Source organism: Kaistia adipata DSM 17808 (assembly GCF_000423225.1).
Taxonomy (GTDB): domain Bacteria; phylum Pseudomonadota; class Alphaproteobacteria; order Rhizobiales; family Kaistiaceae; genus Kaistia; species Kaistia adipata.
Genome location: NZ_KE383991.1, coordinates 109,792 through 132,772, shown reverse-complemented (window position 1 = coordinate 132,772; position 22,981 = coordinate 109,792). Strand labels below are relative to the sequence as shown.

The following is a 22,981-nucleotide window of genomic DNA, read 5'->3' as shown; positions in this document are numbered from 1 at the left end:
CTGTTCACGGTCGGCGACACGTCGGTGTTCACGCTGGCGAACGGCAACGGCGACAACACGGTCACCAACACCGGCCAGTTCAAGGCGACCGGGACGACCGTGTTCACGCTCGCCACCGCGGACGGGACGAACCGGGTCCTCAACGGCCCGTCGGCTGAGTTCAATGTCAGCGGATTGACCACCTTCAACTTCGCCGATGCCGTTGGCGGCAGCGTCGTCGAGAATGAAGGCACGTTCAAATCGACCGGCCTGACCACTTTCGTCGGCCTCGACGATTTCAACAATTCCGGCCTGCTCAGCATGCAGAACACCTATGCCGACCATGGTTGGGGACCTTCGCCCTATTACGGTTCCCGCGTCGGCGACGTCACCATGATGACCGGCCATTTCAACGCTGGCGCCGGCAGCAGGCTCGCCATCGATGCGATCCTCGCCGGCCGGTACAATTCGGCCTCCGACCTCCTCGTCGTCGGCGGCGACGTCACGGGCGCGCCGACGGAGGTCCAGGTGAACTTCGATGCGTCGGTGGCCGGGCAGTACAACCCGTTCGGCACGCCGGTCGTCGGCGTCGTCAGCGGCAATACCGGGCTCGGCGACTTCCATCTCGCCAATGGGCCGATCGATCGCGGGCTGTTCCGCTACGACCTCTTCCTCGACGAGCCGGGCGCCCCGGCGCCGGCCGGTTCGAAGAGCTGGGTGCTGGCGAGCTATGCCGATGGCAGCGCCTATGCGCTCGCCGAGTTCGCCGGTCTCGCCCAGGGCATCTGGAACACGACCTCCGACAGCTGGATCGACCGGGCGGGCGACCTTCGCGTCAGCTCGCAGCAGGGGCCCGACGACCCGGCCAAGAAGTCCGGCATCTGGGGCCGCTTCATCGGCAATGGCGCCGAGCGCAGCACCGAGAAGACGATCACGCCGTTCCAGAACCAGTCGGTGACGATCGACACCGGCTATGATCAGACGCTCTGGGGCTTCCAGGTCGGCATCGACCACGAGTTCGAGGGCAATGTCGCCGACGGCGTGCTGATCGCCGGCGTGCTGGGCGGCTATGTCTCGAGCAATGCCGACTTCAACTCCGGCGACAGCGTCCGCTTCTCCGGCCCGCAGGTCGGCGTCTACGCCAGCTGGGTCAAGGGCGGGCTCTATGTCGACGGCCTGGTCAAGGGCGATTTCCTGAAGGCAGACTACAATGTCGCCGGTTCCGACAGCGACACCGACTCGACCACGATCGGCGTCCGGGTGGAGACGGGCTACCGCTACTTCACGTCGACCGGCATGTTCATCGAGCCGAACGCCAGCCTCGCCTATGCCCACAGCTCGATCGACGACGTCACCATCGCCGGCACGCCGGCCCGCTTCGACGACGGCGACGGCCTCGAAGGCAAGCTCGGCGCGCGCTTCGGCGGGACGAGCCTGAAGGACGGGATCAAGTACGATCCCTATCTGAGCGTCGGCATCGCCGGCAATCTGCTGAGCGACAACAGCGTGTTCTTCTCCAGCGGCCCCGGCCTGGTGCTCGAGGACGACGCGCCGGATGTCTTCGGCGAGGTGGGAGCCGGCATCAACATCTTCTCGACCAAGAGCGGATGGACCGGCTTCGCCAAGGCGGACCTGCGCTTCGGCGACGACTATATCGGCGGCACCGGCAAGATCGGCGCCAACTGGGCCTGGTAGGCGTCCAGCCTGATCCGTTGAAAGCCGCCGGCTTGCCCGGCGGCTTTCGTGTTGGGGCGCCGTCGGCCGCGGCGCGGCGGCGGGACCGTATCCCTTGCCGCCGGCGCGGACTGGGGCGACACTTTGCGTTCTATTCGGGGGAATCAGATGACAGCATGTTTCGCACGCGGCTTGCTGCGCGCGCTGCCGGCGGCGGCGTTGCTGCTCGGGGCGCCGATGCCAGCCTTTGCCCAGGACAAGCCGGCGCCGCCAAACTGGATCAGCGCCTGCCAGGGGCCGGCGCGGGCCGAGGCGCTCGAATGCCAGATGGAACAGCGCGCCGTGCTCTCCGGCTCAGGCCAGCTGGTCGGCTCGGTCACGGTCCGCGTGCCGGCGGAGACGCGCAAGCCGGTGCTGATGATCCGTGGCCCGCTCGGCCTGTCGCTGGCCGGCGGCGTCGTTCTCGACGTCGATGGCGCGGCGGCAGAGACGCTGCCGCTGCAGACCTGCGACGCCGGCGGCTGCTATGCCGGCGCGCCGCTTTCGGCGGCGCTGCTCGACGCCATGGTCCGGGGCAAGACCTTCAACGTCACCTTCCAGAACCTGAACAAGGAACCGATCAAGCTGCCGATGTCGCTGGCGGGTTTCTCCGCCGCCTACGGCAGGATCAAGTGACCGGGCCGCGCCGTCTTCCCAGCGCGGGAGGACGGCGCGCATCGGTCGAGGCGGGCCGTGCCGGCAGCCGGTCCGCCACGGGGCAGGGGAGCCGGCCGGATGATGCAGGACGACTATGACGACGAGGAACCCGGCGAGCGGCGCTCGCTGGTGTGGCCGCTGCTCCTGGTCCTCGGGATCGCGACGCTCGCCGCGATCGGCATCGTCTGGAAGGGCGATGCGGTCGACACGGCCTTCGCCTGGGCCCGTAGCGCGGTCGCGGCCATCGGAGGCGGCGAGCCGGGTCCGGCGCCGGCCGCGTCGCCGCCGGGGCGGCCGATCGGCGCCTGGATGGCGCGATGCGACGCGGCCGCCCGCTCCTGCACCCTGAGCCAGGACCTGCGCGGCGTCGGCGCGACGCGGCTCGACGCATCCTGGCGCATCGAGGCGCAGGCGGGGGCGGTCTACGCGATCTGGATCCTGCCGACGGGCATCCTGGTGCGCCCCGGCATGCAGCTGCAGTTCGACGACAACAAGCCGGTCAACGTGCCGCTGGAATCCTGCGCCGCGACCGATTGCGAGGTGCGGGCGAAGATGACGCCGGCCTTCGTCGAGACCCTGCGCACCGCCCGGGCCAGTGTCGCGAGCATCAGCCTGAAGGGCGGCGGTTCCCAGGACTTCCGTTTCAGCCATGACGGCCTGGCCGACGGGCTGGCCCTGCTGCCGGTGCCGGAGGGCGCGACCGGACAGGATTGACGCCACTTTCGCTTGCTTTACGCTAAGGAATGCGTCTTCCGGTTTAGGGGGGCGGCCGGGCGGGGGCGCGGCCGCGGGTTCCGATGCACGGCAATCCGGCTTCCTGGTTCCGCATGCCGGCGCTCTGGGCGCTGGCCCTGCTGCTGGCCGGCGACGCGCTGGGCGGGCCGCTTCGATACGGGCTCGCGCAATCCGGCCTGGTCGCCGTCGCCTATCTTCCGGCCCTGATCGCGGCGCTGGTGGTCATCGCCTATGCGGCGGGGCAGGGCGCCTGCCTGCGCGCCGACCGGACCGCCATCGCGCTCGGCCTGGCGGTCGCCGTCTACTGGCCCTATGCGCTCGCGCTCGGCCGCGCGCCGGAGCAGGCGGCCTTCGGTGGCTATACCTTCATTCCGTTCTGTCTTGGCATGGTCGTGGTTGCGACCGGCGGCCTCGGCGCCGCGCTGGCGATGGTGGCGGCGCTGTGGTGGATCGCCGTCCCGGGCGTGTTCGCGAGCGCCGTCGTCGATCTGCCCTGGATCGGCGCCAGCTACGAGATCCTCGGCGTCAAGGCGCAGTTCGCCCGCGCTTGGAGCGCCTTCGGCCATGAGCGGCTACCGGGCTTCAGCCGCGCGAGCTACACCGCCGCCAACCAGATCGCGGCCGCCTGCGCGCTGCTCCTGGTCGGCCAACGCGCCTTCCCGGCCAGGTTCGCGATCTGGGGCGCCTCGCTCGCGGCGGTCTGGTTGACGACCTCGAAGGCGCCGCTCGTCGCGGTGGCCGTGATGCCCTTCGTCCTGCTCCTTCATGGCCGCGCCGCGCCGGCGACGGAAGCACGGCTGCGGATCGATCGCCTCGTCCTCGCCGTCCTGCTCCTCGCCCTGGTCGCCCTGCCGGTCTCGGCCTGGCTCGGCCTGCGCCTGTCGGCCTCGGGCCATCTCGGCTTCCTGTCGTTCGGTTCGCTCGGCCTGCGCATGGCGTCGGTCTGGCCGGGGGCGCTGGCGCTGCTCGATCCGCCCTGGCCGCGCCTGCTGCTGGGCCTCGGCTTCGGCGGCGTCGGCGCCGGCCAGGCTTATTTCGATCCCGCCCGCTACAGCGCCGCCGACAATCTGTTCGTGTTTCTCTTCGTCACCTTCGGCCTCGGCGCGCTGTTCCTGGTCTGGGCCGTCTTCCGCGGCAATCGCCGGATCGCGCTGCGGGCGCCGGCGCGGGCGAGCGCGCTCCATGTCGTGGCGGTGGTCGTGCTGATCCTCGGCATGATGTCGAACGTGGTGGAGTCGGTCGTGCCGGCGCTCCTGCTCGGCATCCTCGCCGGCAAGGCGCTCGACCCTCGCGCCGTCACGGGCGAGGCGGCGCCGTCGCCCGCGCGCGACCGGCGCGCCGGCGGCGCGGCGCCGCTCGCCGTTCGGGTCTAGGGCGATGCGGGTCCTCGTCGTCGCCGCGCTCTTCCCGCCCAACGCGCTTGGCGGCGCGGAGGTCTCGGCCGCCAATCTCGCCGGCTGGCTGGCGGCGGCGGGCCACGAGGTCGCCGTGCTCACCGGGGCGCGGCGCGGCGAGCCGGAGCTCCATGGCGAGGCGGTCGGCGCGCTGCGGATCTGGCGGCTCCGGACGCCGCATCTCTATCCGGTCAACGAAGCGTCGATCCAGCCCGGCTGGAAGAAGCCGCTCTGGCATGCGCAGGATCATCTCGATCCGCGCAACCGGGCGCGGATGGCGGCCGTGCTCGATGCCTTCCGGCCCGATTTCGTCAATCTCCATATCGTCCAGGGGCTCGGCTACAACGCGCTGGCGGAGATCGCGCGGCGGAACCTGCCGGCGCTCTATTTCCTGCCCGATCTCGGCCTCGCCTGCATCCGCATGTCGATGTTCCGCGACGGGGCGAATTGCGGGCGGCCCTGCTTCCCGTGCCGGCTGTCGAGCCGCTACAAGCTGGCGCAGATCCGCCGCTTCGCCAGGATCGGCTTCTGTTCGCCCTCGCGCGCCAATCTGGCCGCGGTCTCGGCGCGTGTGCCGATCGACGCCTATCCGCTGGCGGTGATCCCGAATGCCAACCGCTATCCGGCGCCGCGCGCGACGCGGCAGGGCGCCGACCACCTGCGCCTGCTCTATGTCGGCCGGCTGCATGCCAGCAAGGGCGTCGAGCGGCTGATCGGCGCGGCGGCGGCGCTCGCCGGCTCGCATCGCCTCCGCCTCGACATCGTCGGCGACGGCCCCGAACTGGCGCGGCTTCGCGCCCTTCATCCCGGCGCCGGCTGGCTGCGCTTCCATGGCCGCGTCGACGCGGCGGCGGTCGCCGATCACATGGCGGCGGCGGACCTGCTCTGCGTGCCGTCGCTCTGGCGGGAGAACTGGCCGGGCGTCATCGTCCAGGCGCTCGGCATCGGCCTGCCGGTCCTCGGCAGCCGCATCGGCGGCATTCCCGAGCTGGTCGAGGCGAACGCGACCGGCGAGCTGGTGGCGCCGGGCGACCATGATGCCTGGGTCGCGGCGTTGCGCCGCGTGGCCGGGGAGCCGGGGCTACTGGCCCGGTGGCGGCGGAACGCCGAGGCGGCGCGCGGTCGCTTCGATCCGGACGAACTCGGCAGGCGGATCCTCGCCTTCATGGCGGGGATCGCCGCCGGCGATTCTCAGGCGACCCGCCAGCGCTGGGACGATACCGAGGCGATGAACTCGTCGACGAAGGGCGGAACCTGATCGCCCTGCATCGGCTGCGCGATCAGATAGCCCTGGATGATCGGGCAGCCGAGCGCGCTGACCGCGTCGAGCTGCGACCTCGTCTCGACGCCCTCGGCGATGATCTCGAGGTCGAGCGCGGCGGCGAGCTCGATGATCGAGCGCACGATCGCCATCGTCTTCGGGTCCTGCTCGAGATCGGTGATGAAGCTGCGGTCGATCTTGAGGCTGTTGACGGGCAGGCGGCGCAGATGGCTCAGCGAGGCGTAGCCGGTGCCGAAATCGTCGAGCGCGATCGAGAAGCCGTGCCGGCGCAGATCGTGCAGCGTCGCCTCGATCCGCTCGGCGTCGCGCGACAGGATCGTCGTCTCGGTGACCTCGATGCCGAGCTGCGAGGTGGTCAGGCCCTGCTGGTGCAGTTGCGCCTCCATTTCGTCGGCGAAGCCGGGATTGCGCAGGTCGAACGCCGTGACGTTCATGTTGACGCGCACGGTGATGCCGCGCTGGCGCCAGGAGGCGAGATCGCCGAGCACGCGCCGCATCATCGCCCGGGTCAGCGCCTGGGCGATGTCGGGCTCCTCGAAGGTCTCGGCGAAGGCCGCGGGCGCGAGCAGGCCGCGTTCGGGGTGCAGCCAGCGCGCGAGCGCCTCGAAGCCGGCCAGCCGGCCGGTGCGGATGTCGATCAGCGGCTGGTAGACCGGCATGATCTGGCCGGCGTCGAGCGCCAGGCGCAGCGCCTTCAAGAGGCTGTAGCGGCGCTCCGCGTCGTCGCGCATCGAGGGCTGGAAGAACACGGTGCGGCCGCGGCCCGCGCGCTTGGCGCGGTAGACGGCGATGTCGGCATCCGCCATCAGCTCGCCGAAGGTGCGGCCATCGGCGGGGAAGATGGCGACGCCGGCCGAAAGGCTGATCGGCACGTCATGGCCCTTGACCGAGAACGGCCGCGACACGGCGTCGAGCATCCGCCGCACGGCGGTCGAGGCATCCGCGATGTCGCGCGCATTGGTGAGCACGACGGCGAACTCGTCGCCGCCGAGGCGTCCCATCACGTCCGACTTGCGGATGGTGCGGCGCAGGCGATCGGAGATCTCCTTCAGCACCTTGTCGCCAGCGTCGTGGCCGAGGCTGTCGTTGATGTCCTTGAAATGGTCGAGATCGAGGACGCAGAGCGCGGCCCGGCGGCGGGCGCGGTTCATCTGCTTCAGCTTTTCCTCGAAGCATTGCTCGAAATAGCTGCGGTTGGGCAGGCCCGTCAGGCTGTCGTGATGGGCGAGGTGCACCAGCTCGGCCTCGAGCGTGCGGTTGCGCTGGATCTCCTCGCGCAGCGTGTGGGTGGTCTGCTCCAGCGACTGATAGCTCGCCATCAGGTCGAGCGCGCGCATCTCGAGCAGTTCGTTGGCCTTGATCAGGTCGGCATGCTGCCGGCTGATCGCCCGCGACGCCGCGAGCGTCGGACCGATATCGACGCCGGTCAGCGTCAGGCCCTCGCCATGCGGCGACAGCCGCAGCTGGCGCTCGACGATCTGTCCATGCACCTCGTAGCTGGTGTCGAAGACGTCGGAGATCTGGCTGTCGACGGCGCGGGCGAAGCGCTCGAGCAGTCCGATCTTGCCGAGGGACGGCCAGAACTTCTGGATCGACGAGCCGACCAGCGCCTCGGCCGAGGCGCGCAGCCGGCGGGCCATCTCGGTGTTGACGGCGGAGATGATGAAGTCGGTGATCCGCCCCGTCTCGTCGCGGGTCGCGTTCAGGACCGCGATGCCGTCGGCGCTGACCTCGATCAGGGCGCGCAGGACATTGGTCGCATCCTCGCGCGGCCTGAGATAGCAGAGCAGGCCGGACTGCCCGCCGCGCCGGATCGGCAGGACCAGTCGTTCCGTCATGCCGATCGCCCCGGGGCCGACGCGGCCGTGCAGGCCGAGGGCCGGCTTGCCGGACTCCAGCACCGACTGGTAGAGCGGGCGGAACGTGGACGCTTCCGGGTTGGTAAGCGCGCTCAGCATGCGGCCGGTCGGATCGTGGCCGAACAGCTGCACCACGCGGCTGCCGACCCGTTCATAGACGAGCGAGTCGTCGCGCCGCAGCATCAGCATGGTCCGATCGATCATCGGACTCGCAAGCAACGGGGCAAAGACGTCGAGATCCGGCAGCGCCGCGCCCTGGGAAGCATGCCAGAACGCGTGCAGATCACGAACGTCGCTGAAATCGGTTGTTTGCTGGATGTCGTCCGTACGGACGTCGAATTGGCTCGTCACACGGGACGCTTTCCTCAGGACCCACCTGTAAGGAAACTATATGACCTCGTCTTTACAAGCGATTAAATGGCCGATCGCAATTGCAACCACCGGGCGCAAATAGATCGGCACGCAATGCGCTGCCGGGACGCGGTGAAGACTATGGCGGGAAACGGCGATGCGGCGGCCGGAATGGCGGAAAACCGGTCGTCCATGGATCTTGCGAGGACGCGGAACCGCGCGCCGGAAAGCGGCGCGCGGCGACAGGGAGGTTACCACGCCCGCGCCAGCTGCGCTGCCGGCGCGCGGCGGATCTTGCGGGCGGCGCGCTCGGCGGCCACGGCGTCGGGAAAGGTCCGGCCCTCGAGTGTCGCGAATCTGCCTTCGAGGGCGTGGAAGGCGAAACCGGATCCGGCACGGATCAGGATGCCGGCCGCCTTGTCGTCGATCTCGATGATGTAATTGTCGAACACCGCAATTCTCCTTTCGCCGCCGCGCTTGGCCATGCAAGCCTCGGGCCGCGATCATTCCAGTCGCTTTCGCGAAAACAGCCGGAGGTCGTCCGGCTCGCACCAATGTCGGAAATCAGTTCGGGTTCCGGTGGTGGCGACACATGGAGGGTCGGAGAAAGGGGTGACGCAGGGTGGCTGTCGTTTTCGGCATCGAAGATCTCCTCGTCGAAATCCAGAGCCACGAACCCTGTTCGTGACGCTTTAGCGTTTGGTGTCGCGGCGCAAGCTGCTCCTCAAATCACCGCGGCATCGCGTTGGATGCGATGCCTATATGGGGTCGAACGGCGCCTTCCTACCAGTCATGCGTTTCCTTTTTTTGACAGTGGCCGAGGACGTTGTTGCGGCCCTGCGGGAGGTGGCGAAACCGGCGCCGCCGATCGCGGGGACTGGGGGGCCCGGCCCATGGCGGGCGGATTGACAATCGGGCGCGCATGCACCGTTCTTGGGCGAACATCGGAGGGGCAGGAACATGACCTTTATCGGCATCGACATCGGCACATCGGCGGTCAAGGCGCTGCTCGTCGACGAGAACCAGACGGTGCTCGCGGAGGCCGAGGTGCCGCTGGCGATCTCCCGCCCGCATCCGCTCTGGTCGGAGCAGGATCCCGAGGATTGGTGGCGGGCGACGGAGCAGGCGCTGGCCGCGCTCCGCGCCACGGCGCCCGCGCCCTATGCCGCCGCCGTCGCCATCGGCCTCTCTGGTCAGATGCACGGCGCCGTGCTCATGGATGCGGCAGACCGGGTGCTGCGCCCGGCGATCCTCTGGAACGACGGACGCAGCCATGCCGAATGCGCCGAGCTGGAACATCGCGTGCCGGATCTCGGCCGGATCGCCGGCGTGCCGGCCATGCCGGGCTTCACCGCGCCGAAGCTGGTCTGGGTGGCGCGGCACGAGCCGCAGATCTTCGCCAGCGTCGCGCATGTCCTCCTTCCGAAGGACTACATCCGCTTCCGCCTGACGGGCGAATATGTCTCCGAGATGTCGGATGCCGCCGGCACGCTGTGGCTCGACGAGGCCGCGCGCGAGTGGTCTGCCGAGATCGTCGGCGCGACCGGGCTCGATCCCGCCGTCATGCCGCGCCTGGTCGAGGGCTCCGACGCGGCCGGTGTGCTGACGGCGTCCGTCGCCGCAACACTGGGGCTGAAGCCGGGCGTGATCGTCGCGGGCGGCGCCGGCGACGCGGCTGCGGGCGGCATCGGCATCGGCGCGATCGACGAGGGCGACGCCTTCATCTCGCTCGGCACGTCTGGCCAGTATTTCGTCGTCAACGAGACCTACCGGCCGCATCCCGGCGCCTATGTGCACACCTTCGCGCACGCGCTGCCCGGGCGCTGGTTCCAGATGGCGGCGATGCTGAACGGCGCCAGCGCGCTCGCCTGGGCGGCGTCGATGGTGGGGGAGAAGGACATCGGCGCGCTGCTCGACCGGGTCGCCGCGACGCCGTCGAAGAATGATGGCCTCATCTTCCTGCCCTATCTCGCCGGCGAGCGGACCCCGCTCAACGATCCGCATGCGCGCGGCGTCTTCTTCGGCCTCGATCCGGCGACGGGCACCACCGACGTGATCCGCGCCGTGCTCGAGGGCGTCGCCTTCTCCTTCGCCGACGCGCAGGCGGCGCTCGCGGCGGCGGGCACGCGCCCGACCCGGATGGGCGCGATCGGCGGCGGCGCCCGGAGCGCGCTCTGGATGAAGATGTTCGCCGACGTGCTCGGCGTGCAGATCGTGCTGCACGAGGGCGGCGCCAAGGGACCGGCCTTCGGCGCGGCGCGGCTCGCCATCCTGGCGGCGACTGGCGGCCAGCCCGGCCGCATCTGCACGGCGCCGCAGATCAACGCCACCATCGACCCCGATCCGGCCGAGACGGAGCGCTACAAGCCGAAGATCGAGCGCTTCCGCCGCCTCTATCGCGCGCTCAAGGACGAGTTCGCCCGCTGAGCTCGGCGTGCCGCCTGCCGCAGCGCGGCGACGAATTCATCTTGACTTAGGGGAAGTCGCGTCGATTAACTGCATCAAAATCAATTAATCGGACGGCACAAAAGAAGCCGTCGCAGGGAGGCAGGCTTGGAGAGGCCCGGAACGGGTCGCGGAAGTAATTCCGCGCAGCTTCGCCGTTACAATGAGCGCCTCGTCCTGCAGCGGCTGCGCCGCGCGGGCGAAGCCTCCAAGGCTGACCTTGCCCGCGCCGCCGACCTGACCAATACGGCCATCGGCGCCATCATCCAGAAACTTGACGATCTCGGCCTGATCGAGGCGGTCGGCAAGCGCCATGGCGGCGGTCGCGGCCAGCCGGCGACGCTGCTGCGCCTCAACCCGAAGGGCGCCTATGGCATCGGGGTGCGGCTCGACCGGCGCTCGATCGAGACGATCCTGGTCGATTTCGACGGACGGGCGCTGGCCAGGCGCCGGCATGATCTGGTGTTGCCCCGGCCGGAAATCGCACTCGACATGGTGGCCGGCGACGTCCAGGCGCTGCTGGCATTGCTCGATCCCGCCGCGCGCGCGCGCCTCGCCGGCATCGGCCTGGCGCTGCCCTACAATCTCGGCGCCTGGCTGGGTCGTCTCGATCTGCCGGTCGATCCCTTCCGGAACTGGGACGAGTTCGACTTCGCCGCGCGCCTGGAGGAGGGGACCGGGCTGCCGGTCTTCGGCGAGAATGACGGCAACGCCGCCGCGATCGCCGAGCTCTTCTACGGCCTCGGCCGCAGCGTCGACGATTTCCTCTATCTCTTCATCGGCCCGGCGATCGGCGGTGGCATCGTCGTCCGCGGCGATTGCCTGCGCGGCAGCTCGGGCAATGCCGGCGACGTCGCGGTCATCGCGGTAGGCCCGGGCACGCTCGCCTCGTCGCCGCGGGCCGCCGATGGCCGCGAGTTGCTGATCACCCGCGCCTCGCTGAATGCGCTGGCGCGCCATCTGCAATCCTGCGGCGTCGCCGTCGCTTCGGGCGCCGACCTTCAGGCGGCCGTCGTGGCCGGTCACCCGGCTGTGGCCGAATGGATCGACGACGCCGCCGAGGCGCTGGCCCCGGCGATCTGGTCGGCCATCGCGCTGCTCGACGTGCCGCTGGTGGTGATCGACGCCGATGTCGATGGCGGCCTCGTCGACGCGCTGATCGCGCGCCTCGTGGCGGAACTCGACGCGCAGGCGCCCGAGGCGCGGCGCGCGCCCGGCGTCCAGCATGGCACGCTTGGCCGCGACGCCGGCGCCCTCGGGGCGGCGAGCCTGCCGATGTTCTTCAATTTCTCGCCGCGCGCCGCCGTCCGGGCGCGGGCCAAGGACAGGGTTTTCGAGACCGGCGGGCTGATGAGGGCCGCCGGGTCGACGTGAGATCTCGGGAGGAGACCGGGCGCGCCGCGAGGATCTGGTCGCTTCGCAGGCGCGAACAAGAAACGGCCAGGGAGGAACTGAAATGCTGAAGAAGCTCATGCTCGCCGGCAGCCTTCTCGCGCTGACCGCCGCGCCCGTGATGGCCGAAGAAGTCATCGGCCTCATCACCAAGACCGAAACCAACCCCTTCTTCGTCAAGATGCGCGAAGGCGCGCAGCAGAAGGCGCAGGAGCTCGGCGTCAAGCTGATCACCGCCGCCGGCAAGTATGACGGCGACAATGACGGCCAGGTGGCCGCGATCGAGAACCTGATCGCCGCCGGCGCCAAGGGCTTCGCCATCGTGCCATCCGACTCGAAGGCGATCGTGCCGACGATCCAGAAGGCGCGCGACGCCGGCCTGAAGGTGATCGTGCTCGACACGCCGCTCGATCCGATGAACGCCGCCGACGCCACCTTCGCCACCGACAACCGCAAGGCGGGCATGCTGATCGGCGAATGGGCCAAGGGCACGCTGGGCGATAAGGCCAAGGACGCGCGCATCGTCTTCCTCGACCTCGCCACCAACCAGCCGACGGTCGACTTCCTGCGCGACCAGGGCTTCATGCAGGGCTTCGGCATCGACGTGAAGGACCCGAACAAGTACGGCGACGAGGACGATCCGCGCATCTGCACGCACGAGATCAGCCAGGGCGACCAGGAGAAGGGCCGCACGGCGATGGAGAACGCGCTGCAGAAATGCCCGGACGTGAACGTGGTCTACACGATCAACGAACCGGCGGCGGCCGGCGCCTGGGAGGCGCTGAAGGCGGTCGGCAAGGATGACGGCAGCGTGCTGCTCGTCTCGATCGACGGCGGCTGCCCGGGCGTCAAGAACGTCCAGGCCGGCACGCTCGGCGCCACCAGCCAGCAATATCCGCTGAAAATGGCGGCGATGGCGCTTGAAGCGATCCATTCCGGCAAGATCCCGGACATCGACCCGGCCGTCGGCTTCCTCGACACCGGCGCGCAGCTGATCACCGCCAAGCCGGTCGACGGCGTGCCGTCGATCTCCGTCGAAGAGGGCCTGAAGCTCTGCTGGGGCTGATGACGCCGCGCCGCGTCGCGCGGCGCTGCCTACTGAACACGCGGGGGCGCTTCGGCGCTCCCGCGACACGGCGCCCGGCAAGGGCGCTCCAGGAGGGGTCTCATGAGTGACAATGCCTCGGGTTCGGCGATGGCCGAACGGGGACTGAAGGACGCGGACCAGACGGTCGCGAGCTTTGAGGAGCCCGAGCACGGCCTGATCCGCCGCACCCAGGGCTTCCTGCACCGCTTCCCGACCAGCATTCCCTTCATCGTGCTTCTGATCGGCATCGTGATCTTCTCCTTCGCGGCGCCGGGCAAGTTTCTCGCGCCGTTCAACTTCTCGCTGATCCTGCAGCAGGTTACGATCATCGCGATCCTCGGCGTCGCGCAGACGCTGGTGATCCTGACCGCCGGCATCGACCTCTCCGTCGGCGTGATCATGATCCTCGCCTCGGTGGTGATGGGCCGCACCGCCGTCGTCTATGGCGTTCCGGTCGAGATCGCCTTTCCGCTCGGCCTCCTTGCCGGCTTCGCCTGCGGCCTCGTCAACGGGCTGATCGTCACCAAGCTCCGGCTGCCGCCCTTCATCGTCACGCTCGGCACCTGGAGCATCTTCGGCGCGCTCAACGTCTGGTATTCGAAGAGCGAGACGATCCGCCAGGCCGACATGCAGGAGGCGGCGCCCTTCCTGCAATGGACCGGGACGATCCTGAGGCCCTACAATTTCTTCGCCAGCCTGGGGCTCGACTGGAGCTTCCTGAAGGGCTGGGTGCTGAATTACGGCTCGATCGTGATGCTCGTCGTCGCGGCGATCATCTGGTACGTTCTGAACCGCACCGCCTTCGGCCGCCATGTCTACGCCACCGGCGACGATCCCGACGCCGCCCGCCTCTCCGGCATCAACACCGACCGCACGCTGATCGCGGTCTACGCGCTGGCCGGCTTTATCTGCGCCATCGCCGCCTGGGTGCTGATCGGCCGCATCGGCGGCGTCAGCCCGCAGGCCGGCCAGACCGCCAACCTCGATTCCATCACCGCCGTCGTGATCGGCGGCACCAGCCTGTTCGGCGGTCGCGGCTCGATCGTCGGCACGCTTGTCGGGGCGCTGATCGTGGGCGTCTTCCGCAACGGCCTCGCGCTCTCCGGCCTCGAGCTGCTCTGGCAGGATTTCGCCGTCGGCGTGCTGATCATCGTCGCCGTCACCATCGACCAGTGGATCAGGAAGATTTCGGCATGAGCGGCGAAGCTGTCCCCGGTGAAGTCTCCCGCGCCGAGCCCGTCCTGCAGGCGCGTGCGCTCAACAAGCGCTACGGCCGCGTCGTCGCGCTCGACAATGCCGATTTCGACCTGATGGGCGGCGAGATCCTCGCCGTCATCGGCGACAACGGCGCCGGCAAATCGACGCTGATCAAGGCGCTGACCGGCGCCGTCATCCCGGACACGGGCGAGATCCGACTGAACGGCGAGCCGGTGAGCTTCCGCAGCCCGATCGAGGCGCGCAATCTCGGCATCGAGACCGTGTACCAGAACCTCGCTTTGTCGCCGGCGCTGTCGATCGCCGACAACATGTTCCTCGGACGCGAGAAGCGGCGCGAGGGCTGGCTTGGCCGCTATTTCCGCCTGCTCGACCGCAGCTTCATGCAGAAGGCGGCGCGACAGCGCCTGTCCGAGCTCGGCCTGATGACGATCCAGAACATCAACCAGCCGGTCGAGACGCTTTCGGGCGGTCAGCGCCAGGGCGTCGCGGTGGCGCGCGCCGCCGCCTTCGGCAGCCGGGTCGTGATCATGGACGAGCCGACGGCGGCGCTCGGCGTCAAGGAATCGCGCAAGGTGCTGGAGACGATCCTGCGGCTGAAGGAGCGCGGCCTGCCGATCGTGCTGATCAGCCACAACATGCCGCATGTCTTCGAGGTGGCCGATCGCATCCACATCCACCGCCTCGGCAAGCGCATCGCCGTCATCGATCCCAAGCGCCACAGCATGTCGGATGCCGTCGCGATCATGACGGGCGCGATGGCGCCGCCTTCCGACGAGGCGACGTGACGGAGCCGCCTTTCGACCGGTCTGGCCATCGGCTATCGTCCGCCGGGCGAGCGCGGGCGGACAGTTCATGCGATTCTTCGGCAAATCCGTCTATTTCCTGATGGTCGCCGCCTTTCTCGGCGGCGTCGTGCTGCTGCGCGTCGCCGATCCGTTTCCGGTCCAGGCGATCCGCCTGCTCGCCTTCGATCTCTATCAGCGCATGGCGCCGGCGCCGCCGCTGTCCGAGCAGCCCGTCGTGGTCGTCGACATCGACGACGCGTCGCTGAAGGCGATCGGCCAATGGCCCTGGCCGCGCACGGTGATGGCCGAGCTGACGCGCAAGCTGACCGAGGCGGGCGCGGCTTCCGTCGCCTTCGACGTGCTCTTCTCCGAGCCGGACCAGAGTTCGCCGGAGGAGGTGGTGCGCCGGCTGCCGCCGGAGCAGGCGGCGCTGGTCCAGGCCTCGATCGGGGCGACCATGCCGCATGACCAGGTCTTCGCCGCCGCGCTCGCCATTTCGCCCTCCGTGCTCGGCCTGTCGCTCTCCGGCGATGGCGGGCCGCTGCCGCAGCTCGGCGCCGGCTTCGCCACGGCCGGCGACGATCCGCGCCCCTTCATTCCGAATTTCGGCGGCGCGATCGCCAATGTGCCGGCGCTCGACGCGGCGGCGAAGGGGCTCGGCTCGATCAACTGGATCCAGGACCGCGATCAGATCGTGCGCCGCGTGCCGCTGGTGCTCCGCGTCGGCGACCAGCTGGTGCCGTCGCTGGCGGCCGAGGCGCTGCGGGTCGGCCAGGACGCCGGCTCCTATATCCTGAAATCCTCCAACGCCTCCGGCGAGGCGGCCTTCGGGCGACGGACGGGGCTCAACCATGTCCGGATCGGCGAGTTCGTCGTGCCCACCGATCCCGACGGGGCGATCTGGCTGCGTTTCCGGCCGAGCGATCCCGAGGATTTCGTTCCCGCGCGCACGGTGCTCGACGGCAGCATGCCGGCCGATCGCGTGCAGGGCCGCATCGTTCTCGTCGGCACCTCGGCCGCCGGCCTGCTCGACCTTCGCGCCACGCCGCTCGAATCCGCCGTGCCGGGCGTCGAGATCCACGCCCAGGTGATCGAGCACATCTTGACCGGGCGCACGCTGACGCGCCCCGACTATGCGAGCGGGCTGGAGATCGCCGGCATGGTCGGCCTCGGCCTGCTCCTGGCGCTGGTGCTGCCGAACGTCTCCGCCGCCTGGGCGGCGGTCCTCGGCGTCCTGGTGGTGGGCGGCCTGCTCGCCGGCGGCTATCTCGCCTTTTTGCAGGCCGGGTTGCTGATCGATCCGCTCTATCCGGCGCTCGCCATGCTGCTCCTGGTGATCGGCACGGTGCTCTACACCTTCCGCCAGGCCGAGCGGGCCCGCGCCGGCATCCGCCGCGCCTTCCAGCACTATGTCTCGCCGGCGGTGGTGGACGAGATCATCGCCGACCCGGCGCGCCTGGAGCTCGGCGGCGAGGTGCGCGAGCTGACGCTGCTCTTCTGCGACGTGCGCAACTTCTCCAGCCTGTCGGAGGAACTGTCGGCGGCGGAGCTGACGCGTTTCATCAACGAGCTGCTGACGCCGCTCTCCGACATCATCCTCGCCCATCGCGGCACGATCGACAAATATATGGGCGACGCCATCATGGCGTTCTGGAACGCGCCGCTCGACGACCGCGACCACGCCCGCCACGCGCTCGAGGCGGCGGCGGCGATGATGGCGGCGATGCCCCGGCTCAACGCCGAGTGGCAGCGGCGCGCGGCGGCGCGCGGGCGGCCCATGCCGGACGTGCGGATCGGCATCGGCATCAACACCGGGTCCTGTTGCGTCGGCAATCTCGGCACGGCGCAGCGCTTCGACTATTCGGCCATCGGCGATGAGGTCAACATCGCCAGCCGTCTCGAGCAGCTGACCAAGGAATATGGCCTCGGCGTCATCGTCGGCGAGCGCACGGCGGCCGAGGTGGATGGCGCCGGGCTGGTCGAGATCGACCAGGTGCAATTGCGTGGCCGCAGCGGGCGGAGCCGCATCTTCACCTTCGTTCCCGCCGACGCGGGGCCCGATTTCCAGGCGGCGCAGCGCGCCTTCGTCGCCTGCCTGCGCGAGACCGATCCGGCTGTGTGGCAGGACGCGCTATACCGTGCGAAAGCCGCGGCGCCCGCTCGCTTCGGGCCCTATTATCATCTTATGCTGGAGCGTCTTGGCGGGCGGGGCAGGGGACCGGCCGAGGCGGCGGCTCCGATCACCATCGATCTGTGACCGGCGTCACAGGCTGCGCTGCCCAAATCTGCAAGATTCGGTCGAAGTCCGGCCCGTGACGCGGGTACGGCAGCAGTCCGGAGGGCCGTGTTGATCGATCCGACGTTCGCAGCTCTGGCCGCCCTGGCGGTCTTCCAGGTCAAGCATGTCATTTGTGACTTCTTCCTGCAGACCGCCAATCAGCTGCAGAACAAGGGACGATACGGACACCCGGATGGCCTGATCCATGCCGGCATCCATGTCGTCGGCTCGATCCCCGTCTTCCTGGTCCTGCCGACGACGCTGGGCGTCGCCGTGGCCGTGCTCGCCTCCGAATTCGTGCTGCACTACCACATCGACTGGCTGAAGAATGACATCACCACCCGGCACGGCTGGGAGATCAAGGACAAGCAATATTGGTGGGCGATGGGGCTCGACCAGTTCGCGCACCAGATCACCTATCTGGGTATGACGCTGGTCCTGCTGGTGGCGGGTGCCTAGAGCTCGAGGCTGAGCATCACGAGATCGTCGTTGACCTGCCGCCCATCGCCGGAGAGCCGGGTCCGCAGGCCTTCCACCAGGCGGTGCGTCACCCGGAAGCCGAGCTTTTCGTAGAAGCGGCCGGCGGTCTGCGTGCCGAGATGCACGACGGCGACCCCCTGCGAGCGCAGGCTGTCGAGCATGGCCATGGCAAGGCGGGTGCCTGTCGAGGGAGGTAGTCCCGGGACAAGCGTCAGCATCGCCAGATAGGCATAGCGCCTGCCGTCGCGCATGTGGACGGCGCCGCAGGCGCCGCCGCGGAGCTGGCCCTCGCCGTCGACGAGCCGGAGCACGAAGGTGGGGCGGATCTTCTCGTCCGCCTCGTCGACCGCCTCGAGATAGAGCACGCGAGCCGGCTCTCCCTCGACGGCGCGATCCAGCGTGAAGGCGTAGGTGTGATCCGGGCCGGCCGGCATGTCGATCCTGGCCGACACGAAGCCCGACGCGCCGAGGGGCGCGAGCAGCTGCTGGCCGAAGGTCGTCAGCACGACGACCCGGGAGATCGGGCCTTCCGCTTCGAGCTCGGCCAGGCGCGCCGCGACATGGCCGGCGGGATCGGCGAGGAAGGGGCTTGCCTGCGGATCCGCGATCGGGGGGTATTCGACGAGAACATTCGGACCAAATCCGAACTCGCGCTCGCGTTCGGCGAAGATCTGATAGATTTCCGCGGCCTCGGCGTCGAGGCGTTCACGCGGCGTGTCGGCCAGCGTCGACACGCCCAGGCGGAAAACCCTCCCGTCCACGGTCATGGGCGTCATGGCATTCTCCATCATCGTTCGGGAGGCATTGTAAGGTCGGCCCAGCCGGGCCGAGGCGGATGGGCCGCTCAGAACCGCGTCACGATCCGGGCCGTGACGATGTGGTTCTCGAAATCGCGGTCCGCGTCGTTCGAGTCGTTCCACTGGAAGCGATAGTCGAAGGCGAGGTCGGTCTGCATGCCGAGGGCGCGGTTGAACACGGCGCTGGCGATCGGCTCGACCAGGACGTCGTCGCGCTTGTCGCCGTCGGGGGTGTAGAGGTCGCGGTAGAGGGTCTGGGTGACGTCGACGCCGGCGCCGAGCGTCAGCCAGTCCTCGACCTTCCAGTAATAGTCGACGCGGCCGCCCCAGGCGAAATAGCGGCCGGGCTTGATGATGTCATCCGGGTCGGGGCCGATGTCGATGCCGTCGATGTTGCTCCAGCGCACATGCGGCGTCAGCACCAGCACGTCGTCGTCGGTCACGACGGTGGGGACGGACCAGCGCGCGATCGCGTCGGCGTAGAAGCCGTCGGAGGAGACCGACTGGTCGCCGAAGCTGCGATAGCCGGTGCGGACCCGCATCAGCTGATAGGCGCCCTGCAGGTAGCCCTCGAACTGCATGCCGGCGATGGCTTCGGAATAGTAATAGCTGTTGTCGAGCAGCGAGACGCCGCCGCCGGCGAACGGATTGGCGGTGAAGCGGGGCGAGACGTCGAGGACCGGGCCGGTGACGGCGCCGATATAGCCGTAGTCGAGATCGCTGACGTCGGTGAAATACTCGACATTGCCGGTCATCAGCGTGCGCCAGCGCGTGTCGCCGAAGCGGCGTTCGTCGTCGATCACCGCGTTGGCGTAGGCCTTCAGCGAGCTTTCGAGGTCGGTGTTGCGCTGCAGCGGATTGCTCTCGTAGCCGAAGCCGGTCTCGAAGGTGATCAGCGTCCTGTCCGGCTGCAGGAGCCGGCGGATACGGACCATCGCCGCCATCGCCTCTTCATTGTCGGGATCGTAGAGCAGGACGCGCTCATAGGTGGCGAGCGCCTTGCGCGGCTGGCCGGCGGCCTCGGCGAGGCGGCCATATTCCATGTTCGCCGCGGTGTCGGTCGGGTCGGCGAGCACGCGCTGATAGGCGGCGGAGAGCGAAGCCTGCGCCACGTCGTCCGATGCACGCGCCGTCGATCCATCGACACCCGAAGTGGTGGCGATGACGGCCAATGCAGCGGAGAGTAGAAAACGCTTCAAGCTTCGACGCCCCGGACACTGAATGTGATCCGCCGAGACTAGGATTGAAGGCGCGGTCCCGCAACCAGCGAAGCGGGGTCGGCATGACTTTGCCTCGACAAGGTGCAGATTGATCACGATCCGGGAAAAAGCGGGTTCTTCACGCTCCCTTGGCCGAGGGATGCATCGCACGACCTTGGTTTGCCGCGCGCGCGGTGCGAAGATCGCGACGAATAGGGACACGAAGCCGGGAGGCGCAGCATGGGTATCGGTCGTCTTGTACGAACCGCCGTGGCCGCCATGGGCATCGCGGGGCTGGCAATCGCCGGGCTGGCCGCGCCGGCCTCGGCCGCCGAGACGCTGATCGGACGCGCCGGCGCCATCCATAACCAGGTCGAGGCCCTCGTCGGCGGCTCCGCGCGGCCGATGGCGGTGCGCGATCCGCTCGTGCAGAACCAGCGGGTCCGCACCGGCCGCGACTCGACCGCGCAATTGCTGTTCTTGGACGAGACGAGCATGAATGTCGGGCCCGGCTCCGACATCACGCTGGATCGCTTCGTCTACGATCCCGCCCGTTCCCGCAACGACATCGCGCTGCGCGCCACCAAGGGCATCTTCCGCTTCGTTTCCGGCTCGTCCGATCCGCGCAGCTACCAGTTGAAGACGCCGGTCGCGACGATCGGCGTGCGCGGCACGATCTACGACACCATCGTCGGGCCGGACGAATCCGTCATCGTCCTGGTCGAGGGCAAGCTGGTGATCACCCTGCCGGGCGGGCGTGTCGTCAACCTCGACAAGCCTGGCAAGACGCTCCGCATCCGCAAGGGCGGCCGGGTCGAGGGGCCGATCACCTGGGACGGCTCGCTGATCCGCGTCACCGGCGTCGTGCCCTATCCGCTCTATGGCGACAGCTTCCTGCCGTTCCCGGAGAAGCTGCGCGGCGGTGGCAATGGCCGCACCGACGTCACCAACGACATCAACCTGCGGCCGCCGGTCGATCCGCGCCCCAATCCCTGCGGCGATTCCAATTGCTGCAACGGCGGCTGCGAGAACATCCCCCGGCCCTAGTCTCCGGCATCCGAGGGGGAGGGCAGGCGGGTCAGCCGCGGCCGAACAGTTTCCGCATCGCCTCGACGATTTCGTCGGTGCGGATGCCGAGGATGCGGTGCGCGTGCTCGTCGCCGATGATCTGTTCCAGTTCCGCCCGGCGCTTGGCCAGGAAGGCGCCGAGCTTCTCGACGAGTTCGGGGGCATCGGCGAGCACGCCTTCTAGCGCCACCTTGGAGATCTCGACCACCCGCGTGCGCTCGATGGTCGTCACGGTCGCGGCGCGGCGCGCCCCGGTCATCAGCGAGATCTCGCCGAAGATGTCGCCGGCGACGAGCATCGCGACCTCGCGGTTGGGATGGCGGGTGCCGGCGATGGTGACGTCGACCTTGCCCTCGATGATGATGAACATCGATGTGCCGAAATCGCCCTCGGCCATCAGAACGCGGCCGGGGCCGACGTCATAGACCCGGCATTTGGCGGCCAGGTCGTCGAGCTGGAGCGCCGACAGGACATCGGCGAACAGGCGAGTCCTTCCGAGAACTTCGCGCGCTTCCATGGCCTCACGCCTCCGTTTCCGAAGGAGTGTCGGGCTATCTGAGCGCCGCCGTCAAGCGGGTCGGAAGGGGGAGGCAGCGCCTCAGCGGCGCTTGCTCTCGAAGATGATCGGCGCGGTCAGGCTGATCTGCGCCATGCCCTCGGGCATTCGCGGGAAGGGCGAGGCCTGGCGCACGGCCGCCAGCGCGGCATTGTCGAGCAGCGCGTTGCCGGAACTGCTCGCCAGCACGATGTTCTTGGCGGCGCCGGAGGGCTGCACGGTGAAGCTCACCAGCGCGCGGCCGGTGATGCCCATGCGGGCCGCCTTGGACGGCGTGCGCGTGTGGCGGCGGATGGCCGACTGCACCTTGCCCTTGTAGTTGGAGTTGGCAGCGGCGCCGGCGCCGGCCTCGCGCGACCGGCCGGTGCCGTTGTCGCGCGCCGTCGCGGTCTGGTCCGCGTTGGCGGCGCCGGCGCGGCTTTCCGCCTCGGCATTGCCGCGCTTCGGTGCTTCGGCCTTCTGCGTCTTCTTGGCCTTCTCTGCCTTTTCGACGCGCTGCGTTTTTTCCTTGGTCGGCTTCTTCGGCTCGGGCTTCTCGACCGGCTTCTCCGCGGTCGTGGTTTCTTCCAGTTCGGGCTCGATGGGCTTCGCTTCGATCGGCTTGGTCTCGACGGGCTTGGTTTCGACCGGGGTCGCCTCGGCGAGCTTCGCCTCGACGGGCTTGATCCCGGTCGGCGCCGGCGGCGTCTCGACCGGCTTCACTTCCGCCGGCTGGCTGGCGGTCCGCGTCTCGGTCGGGGTGATTTCAGGCGGTGTCTCGACCGGCGCGGCTGCCAGGTCGCTCTCGATCGGCGCGGCGGCGATGTCGGCGGCGAGCGTCGGGGCGACGGTGCTGTCGGGCTCGCTCGGCTGGAGCTCGGCGGCCGGCGCGGGGGCGATGGCGGCGGGCGTCTCCATCGCGGCCGGGGCGATCTCGACGGGCACGGGCGCGAGGGCGGCCAGCGTCATCGGCCGGGCGGCGGCGGCGATCTCCGTGTCGAGCGCCGGCTTCAGCTCCTCGCTGACGAGATCCTCGAATTCGACATCGGTACCGAGCACCGCGTCGATCGAACCCTCGACCTGGCTGCCGGCGCCGCTGCCGGCCTCGGCGATGTCGTCGGCATCGGGCGTGAACGCTGCGACCACGGCGCCGTGCGCCGCGATCGACAGGACGAGGGCCCAGACCCAGGATGCGCGCCGAAAGTTCATCGCCCAGCCCCGTGTCACGCAGCCATCAGTTCTCGAACCGGATGTCGGTGCGGGTGGTGACGTCGATGCTGTCGGCGCAGCCGCTTGGATCCAGGCCGGCGCCGGCGCATTCCTTGACGTCGTTGACGAGGATGCGGGCGATCGACGGGCAGGCGGTCTCGGGCATGTCGAACCGGCGGACGCGGCTCTTGCCGGCGGGGATCTTGGCGGTGCGGACGATGACGAAGCGGTCGACGCGACCATCCCTGTCGAACAGCACCAGTTCCAGCGCCATGTCGTCGATCGACTGCGCGAGGCCGTTGGCGACGACGAAGGAGAGGCGGCAGGCCGGGCCGTTGGCTTCCGCACCATTGAGTTCGATGGCAATCCTGCCGGCGCCCGGCGCGCTCGCGGCTTCCGCCGCGTCCTGCGCCCGGGCCGCGCTGGCGCCGGTCGCCAGGAGGGCGGCGCAGGTCAAACTCTGGATGAGGCCCGACCGCGCCCGGCCGCTCGAAACTGACATGGTCCACTCCGTCTCG

20 protein-coding genes are annotated in these 22,981 nt (G+C 69.2%); 13 read left to right on the top strand and 7 right to left on the bottom strand.

The window, feature by feature from the left end:
• The 5 genes from G539_RS0113500 to G539_RS0113480 form a co-directional block, all read left to right on the top strand.
• Positions 1 to 1,674, top strand: a 1,674-nt coding sequence (locus G539_RS0113500) for an autotransporter domain-containing protein (RefSeq protein ID WP_029075669.1), incomplete at its 5' end; no start/stop codon positions are given.
• Positions 1,675 to 1,821: 147 nt separating this feature from the next.
• Positions 1,822 to 2,328 (top strand): invasion associated locus B family protein, encoded by a 507-nt coding sequence (locus G539_RS24770; RefSeq protein ID WP_084639990.1) that lies wholly within the window; start codon positions 1,822 to 1,824, stop codon positions 2,326 to 2,328.
• A gap of 99 nt (positions 2,329 to 2,427) precedes the next feature.
• The gene (locus G539_RS0113490; RefSeq protein ID WP_084639989.1) at positions 2,428 to 3,063 is read left to right on the top strand and encodes an invasion associated locus B family protein; all 636 of its coding nucleotides are present in this window, start codon (positions 2,428 to 2,430) and stop codon (positions 3,061 to 3,063) included.
• 83 nt (positions 3,064 to 3,146) lie between these two features.
• Positions 3,147 to 4,457 (top strand): hypothetical protein, encoded by a 1,311-nt coding sequence (locus G539_RS0113485; protein ID WP_029075667.1) that lies wholly within the window; start codon positions 3,147 to 3,149, stop codon positions 4,455 to 4,457.
• Between the two features lie 4 nt (positions 4,458 to 4,461).
• Positions 4,462 to 5,736, top strand: a complete 1,275-nt coding sequence (locus G539_RS0113480) for a glycosyltransferase (RefSeq protein WP_029075666.1) — start codon at positions 4,462 to 4,464, stop codon at positions 5,734 to 5,736.
• Here the strand turns inward: G539_RS0113480 and G539_RS26260 are convergent.
• Both G539_RS26260 and G539_RS0113470 read right to left on the bottom strand, forming a co-directional pair.
• Positions 5,670 to 7,970, bottom strand: coding sequence for an EAL domain-containing protein (locus G539_RS26260; protein ID WP_051231375.1), 2,301 nt, complete (start codon positions 7,968 to 7,970; stop codon positions 5,670 to 5,672). The genes G539_RS0113480 and G539_RS26260 overlap by 67 nt on opposite strands.
• Positions 7,971 to 8,221: 251 nt before the next feature.
• Positions 8,222 to 8,422, bottom strand: coding sequence for a hypothetical protein (locus G539_RS0113470; protein WP_029075665.1), 201 nt, complete (start codon positions 8,420 to 8,422; stop codon positions 8,222 to 8,224).
• Between the two features lie 508 nt (positions 8,423 to 8,930).
• Here G539_RS0113470 and xylB point away from each other — a divergent pair.
• The 7 genes from xylB to G539_RS0113435 all read left to right on the top strand — a co-directional run bounded on the left by xylB (position 8,931) and on the right by G539_RS0113435 (position 17,634).
• On the top strand, positions 8,931 to 10,397 hold the full coding sequence (xylB, locus tag G539_RS0113465; protein WP_029075664.1) for a xylulokinase: 1,467 nt from the start codon (positions 8,931 to 8,933) through the stop codon (positions 10,395 to 10,397).
• Between the two features lie 126 nt (positions 10,398 to 10,523).
• Positions 10,524 to 11,789 (top strand): ROK family transcriptional regulator, encoded by a 1,266-nt coding sequence (locus G539_RS0113460; RefSeq protein WP_029075663.1) that lies wholly within the window; start codon positions 10,524 to 10,526, stop codon positions 11,787 to 11,789.
• Between the two features lie 85 nt (positions 11,790 to 11,874).
• On the top strand, positions 11,875 to 12,873 hold the full coding sequence (locus tag G539_RS0113455; protein WP_029075662.1) for a sugar ABC transporter substrate-binding protein: 999 nt from the start codon (positions 11,875 to 11,877) through the stop codon (positions 12,871 to 12,873).
• A 102-nt stretch (positions 12,874 to 12,975) separates the two neighbouring features.
• Positions 12,976 to 14,091, top strand: a complete 1,116-nt coding sequence (locus tag G539_RS0113450; protein ID WP_029075661.1) for an ABC transporter permease — start codon at positions 12,976 to 12,978, stop codon at positions 14,089 to 14,091.
• A complete protein-coding gene (locus tag G539_RS0113445; RefSeq protein ID WP_051231374.1) occupies positions 14,088 to 14,897 on the top strand; it encodes an ATP-binding cassette domain-containing protein in 810 nt (269 codons plus the stop codon). Before G539_RS0113450 ends, G539_RS0113445 begins: the two co-directional genes overlap by 4 nt.
• Before the next feature lie 67 nt (positions 14,898 to 14,964).
• Entirely contained in the window at positions 14,965 to 17,154 is a 2,190-nt protein-coding gene (locus G539_RS24760; protein ID WP_051231373.1) for a CHASE2 domain-containing protein, read from the top strand.
• 90 nt (positions 17,155 to 17,244) lie between these two features.
• On the top strand, positions 17,245 to 17,634 hold the full coding sequence (locus G539_RS0113435) for a DUF3307 domain-containing protein (protein WP_051231372.1): 390 nt from the start codon (positions 17,245 to 17,247) through the stop codon (positions 17,632 to 17,634).
• Here the strand turns inward: G539_RS0113435 and G539_RS0113430 are convergent.
• Both G539_RS0113430 and G539_RS0113425 read right to left on the bottom strand, forming a co-directional pair.
• Positions 17,631 to 18,431, bottom strand: coding sequence for a GNAT family N-acetyltransferase (locus tag G539_RS0113430; protein ID WP_156911968.1), 801 nt, complete (start codon positions 18,429 to 18,431; stop codon positions 17,631 to 17,633). The genes G539_RS0113435 and G539_RS0113430 overlap by 4 nt on opposite strands.
• A gap of 68 nt (positions 18,432 to 18,499) precedes the next feature.
• Positions 18,500 to 19,651, bottom strand: a complete 1,152-nt coding sequence (locus tag G539_RS0113425; protein WP_156911967.1) for a surface lipoprotein assembly modifier — start codon at positions 19,649 to 19,651, stop codon at positions 18,500 to 18,502.
• 240 nt (positions 19,652 to 19,891) lie between these two features.
• On the opposite strand from G539_RS0113425, the gene G539_RS26255 reads away from it, so the two are divergent.
• Complete coding sequence (locus G539_RS26255) at positions 19,892 to 20,698, top strand: FecR family protein (RefSeq protein WP_084639987.1); 807 nt, start codon at positions 19,892 to 19,894, stop codon at positions 20,696 to 20,698.
• A 31-nt stretch (positions 20,699 to 20,729) separates the two neighbouring features.
• Here the strand turns inward: G539_RS26255 and G539_RS26250 are convergent, their stop codons facing one another.
• From G539_RS26250 to G539_RS0113405, 3 genes are all read right to left on the bottom strand, one after another.
• Positions 20,730 to 21,236: a Crp/Fnr family transcriptional regulator gene (locus tag G539_RS26250; protein ID WP_029075656.1), complete on the bottom strand. Its 507-nt coding sequence runs from the start codon at positions 21,234 to 21,236 to the stop codon at positions 20,730 to 20,732.
• Between the two features lie 81 nt (positions 21,237 to 21,317).
• Entirely contained in the window at positions 21,318 to 22,463 is a 1,146-nt protein-coding gene (locus G539_RS26245; RefSeq protein ID WP_029075655.1) for a TonB family protein, read from the bottom strand.
• Positions 22,464 to 22,488: 25 nt separating this feature from the next.
• Positions 22,489 to 22,965 (bottom strand): hypothetical protein, encoded by a 477-nt coding sequence (locus G539_RS0113405; protein ID WP_156911966.1) that lies wholly within the window; start codon positions 22,963 to 22,965, stop codon positions 22,489 to 22,491.
• Positions 22,966 to 22,981: the final 16 nt, after the last annotated feature.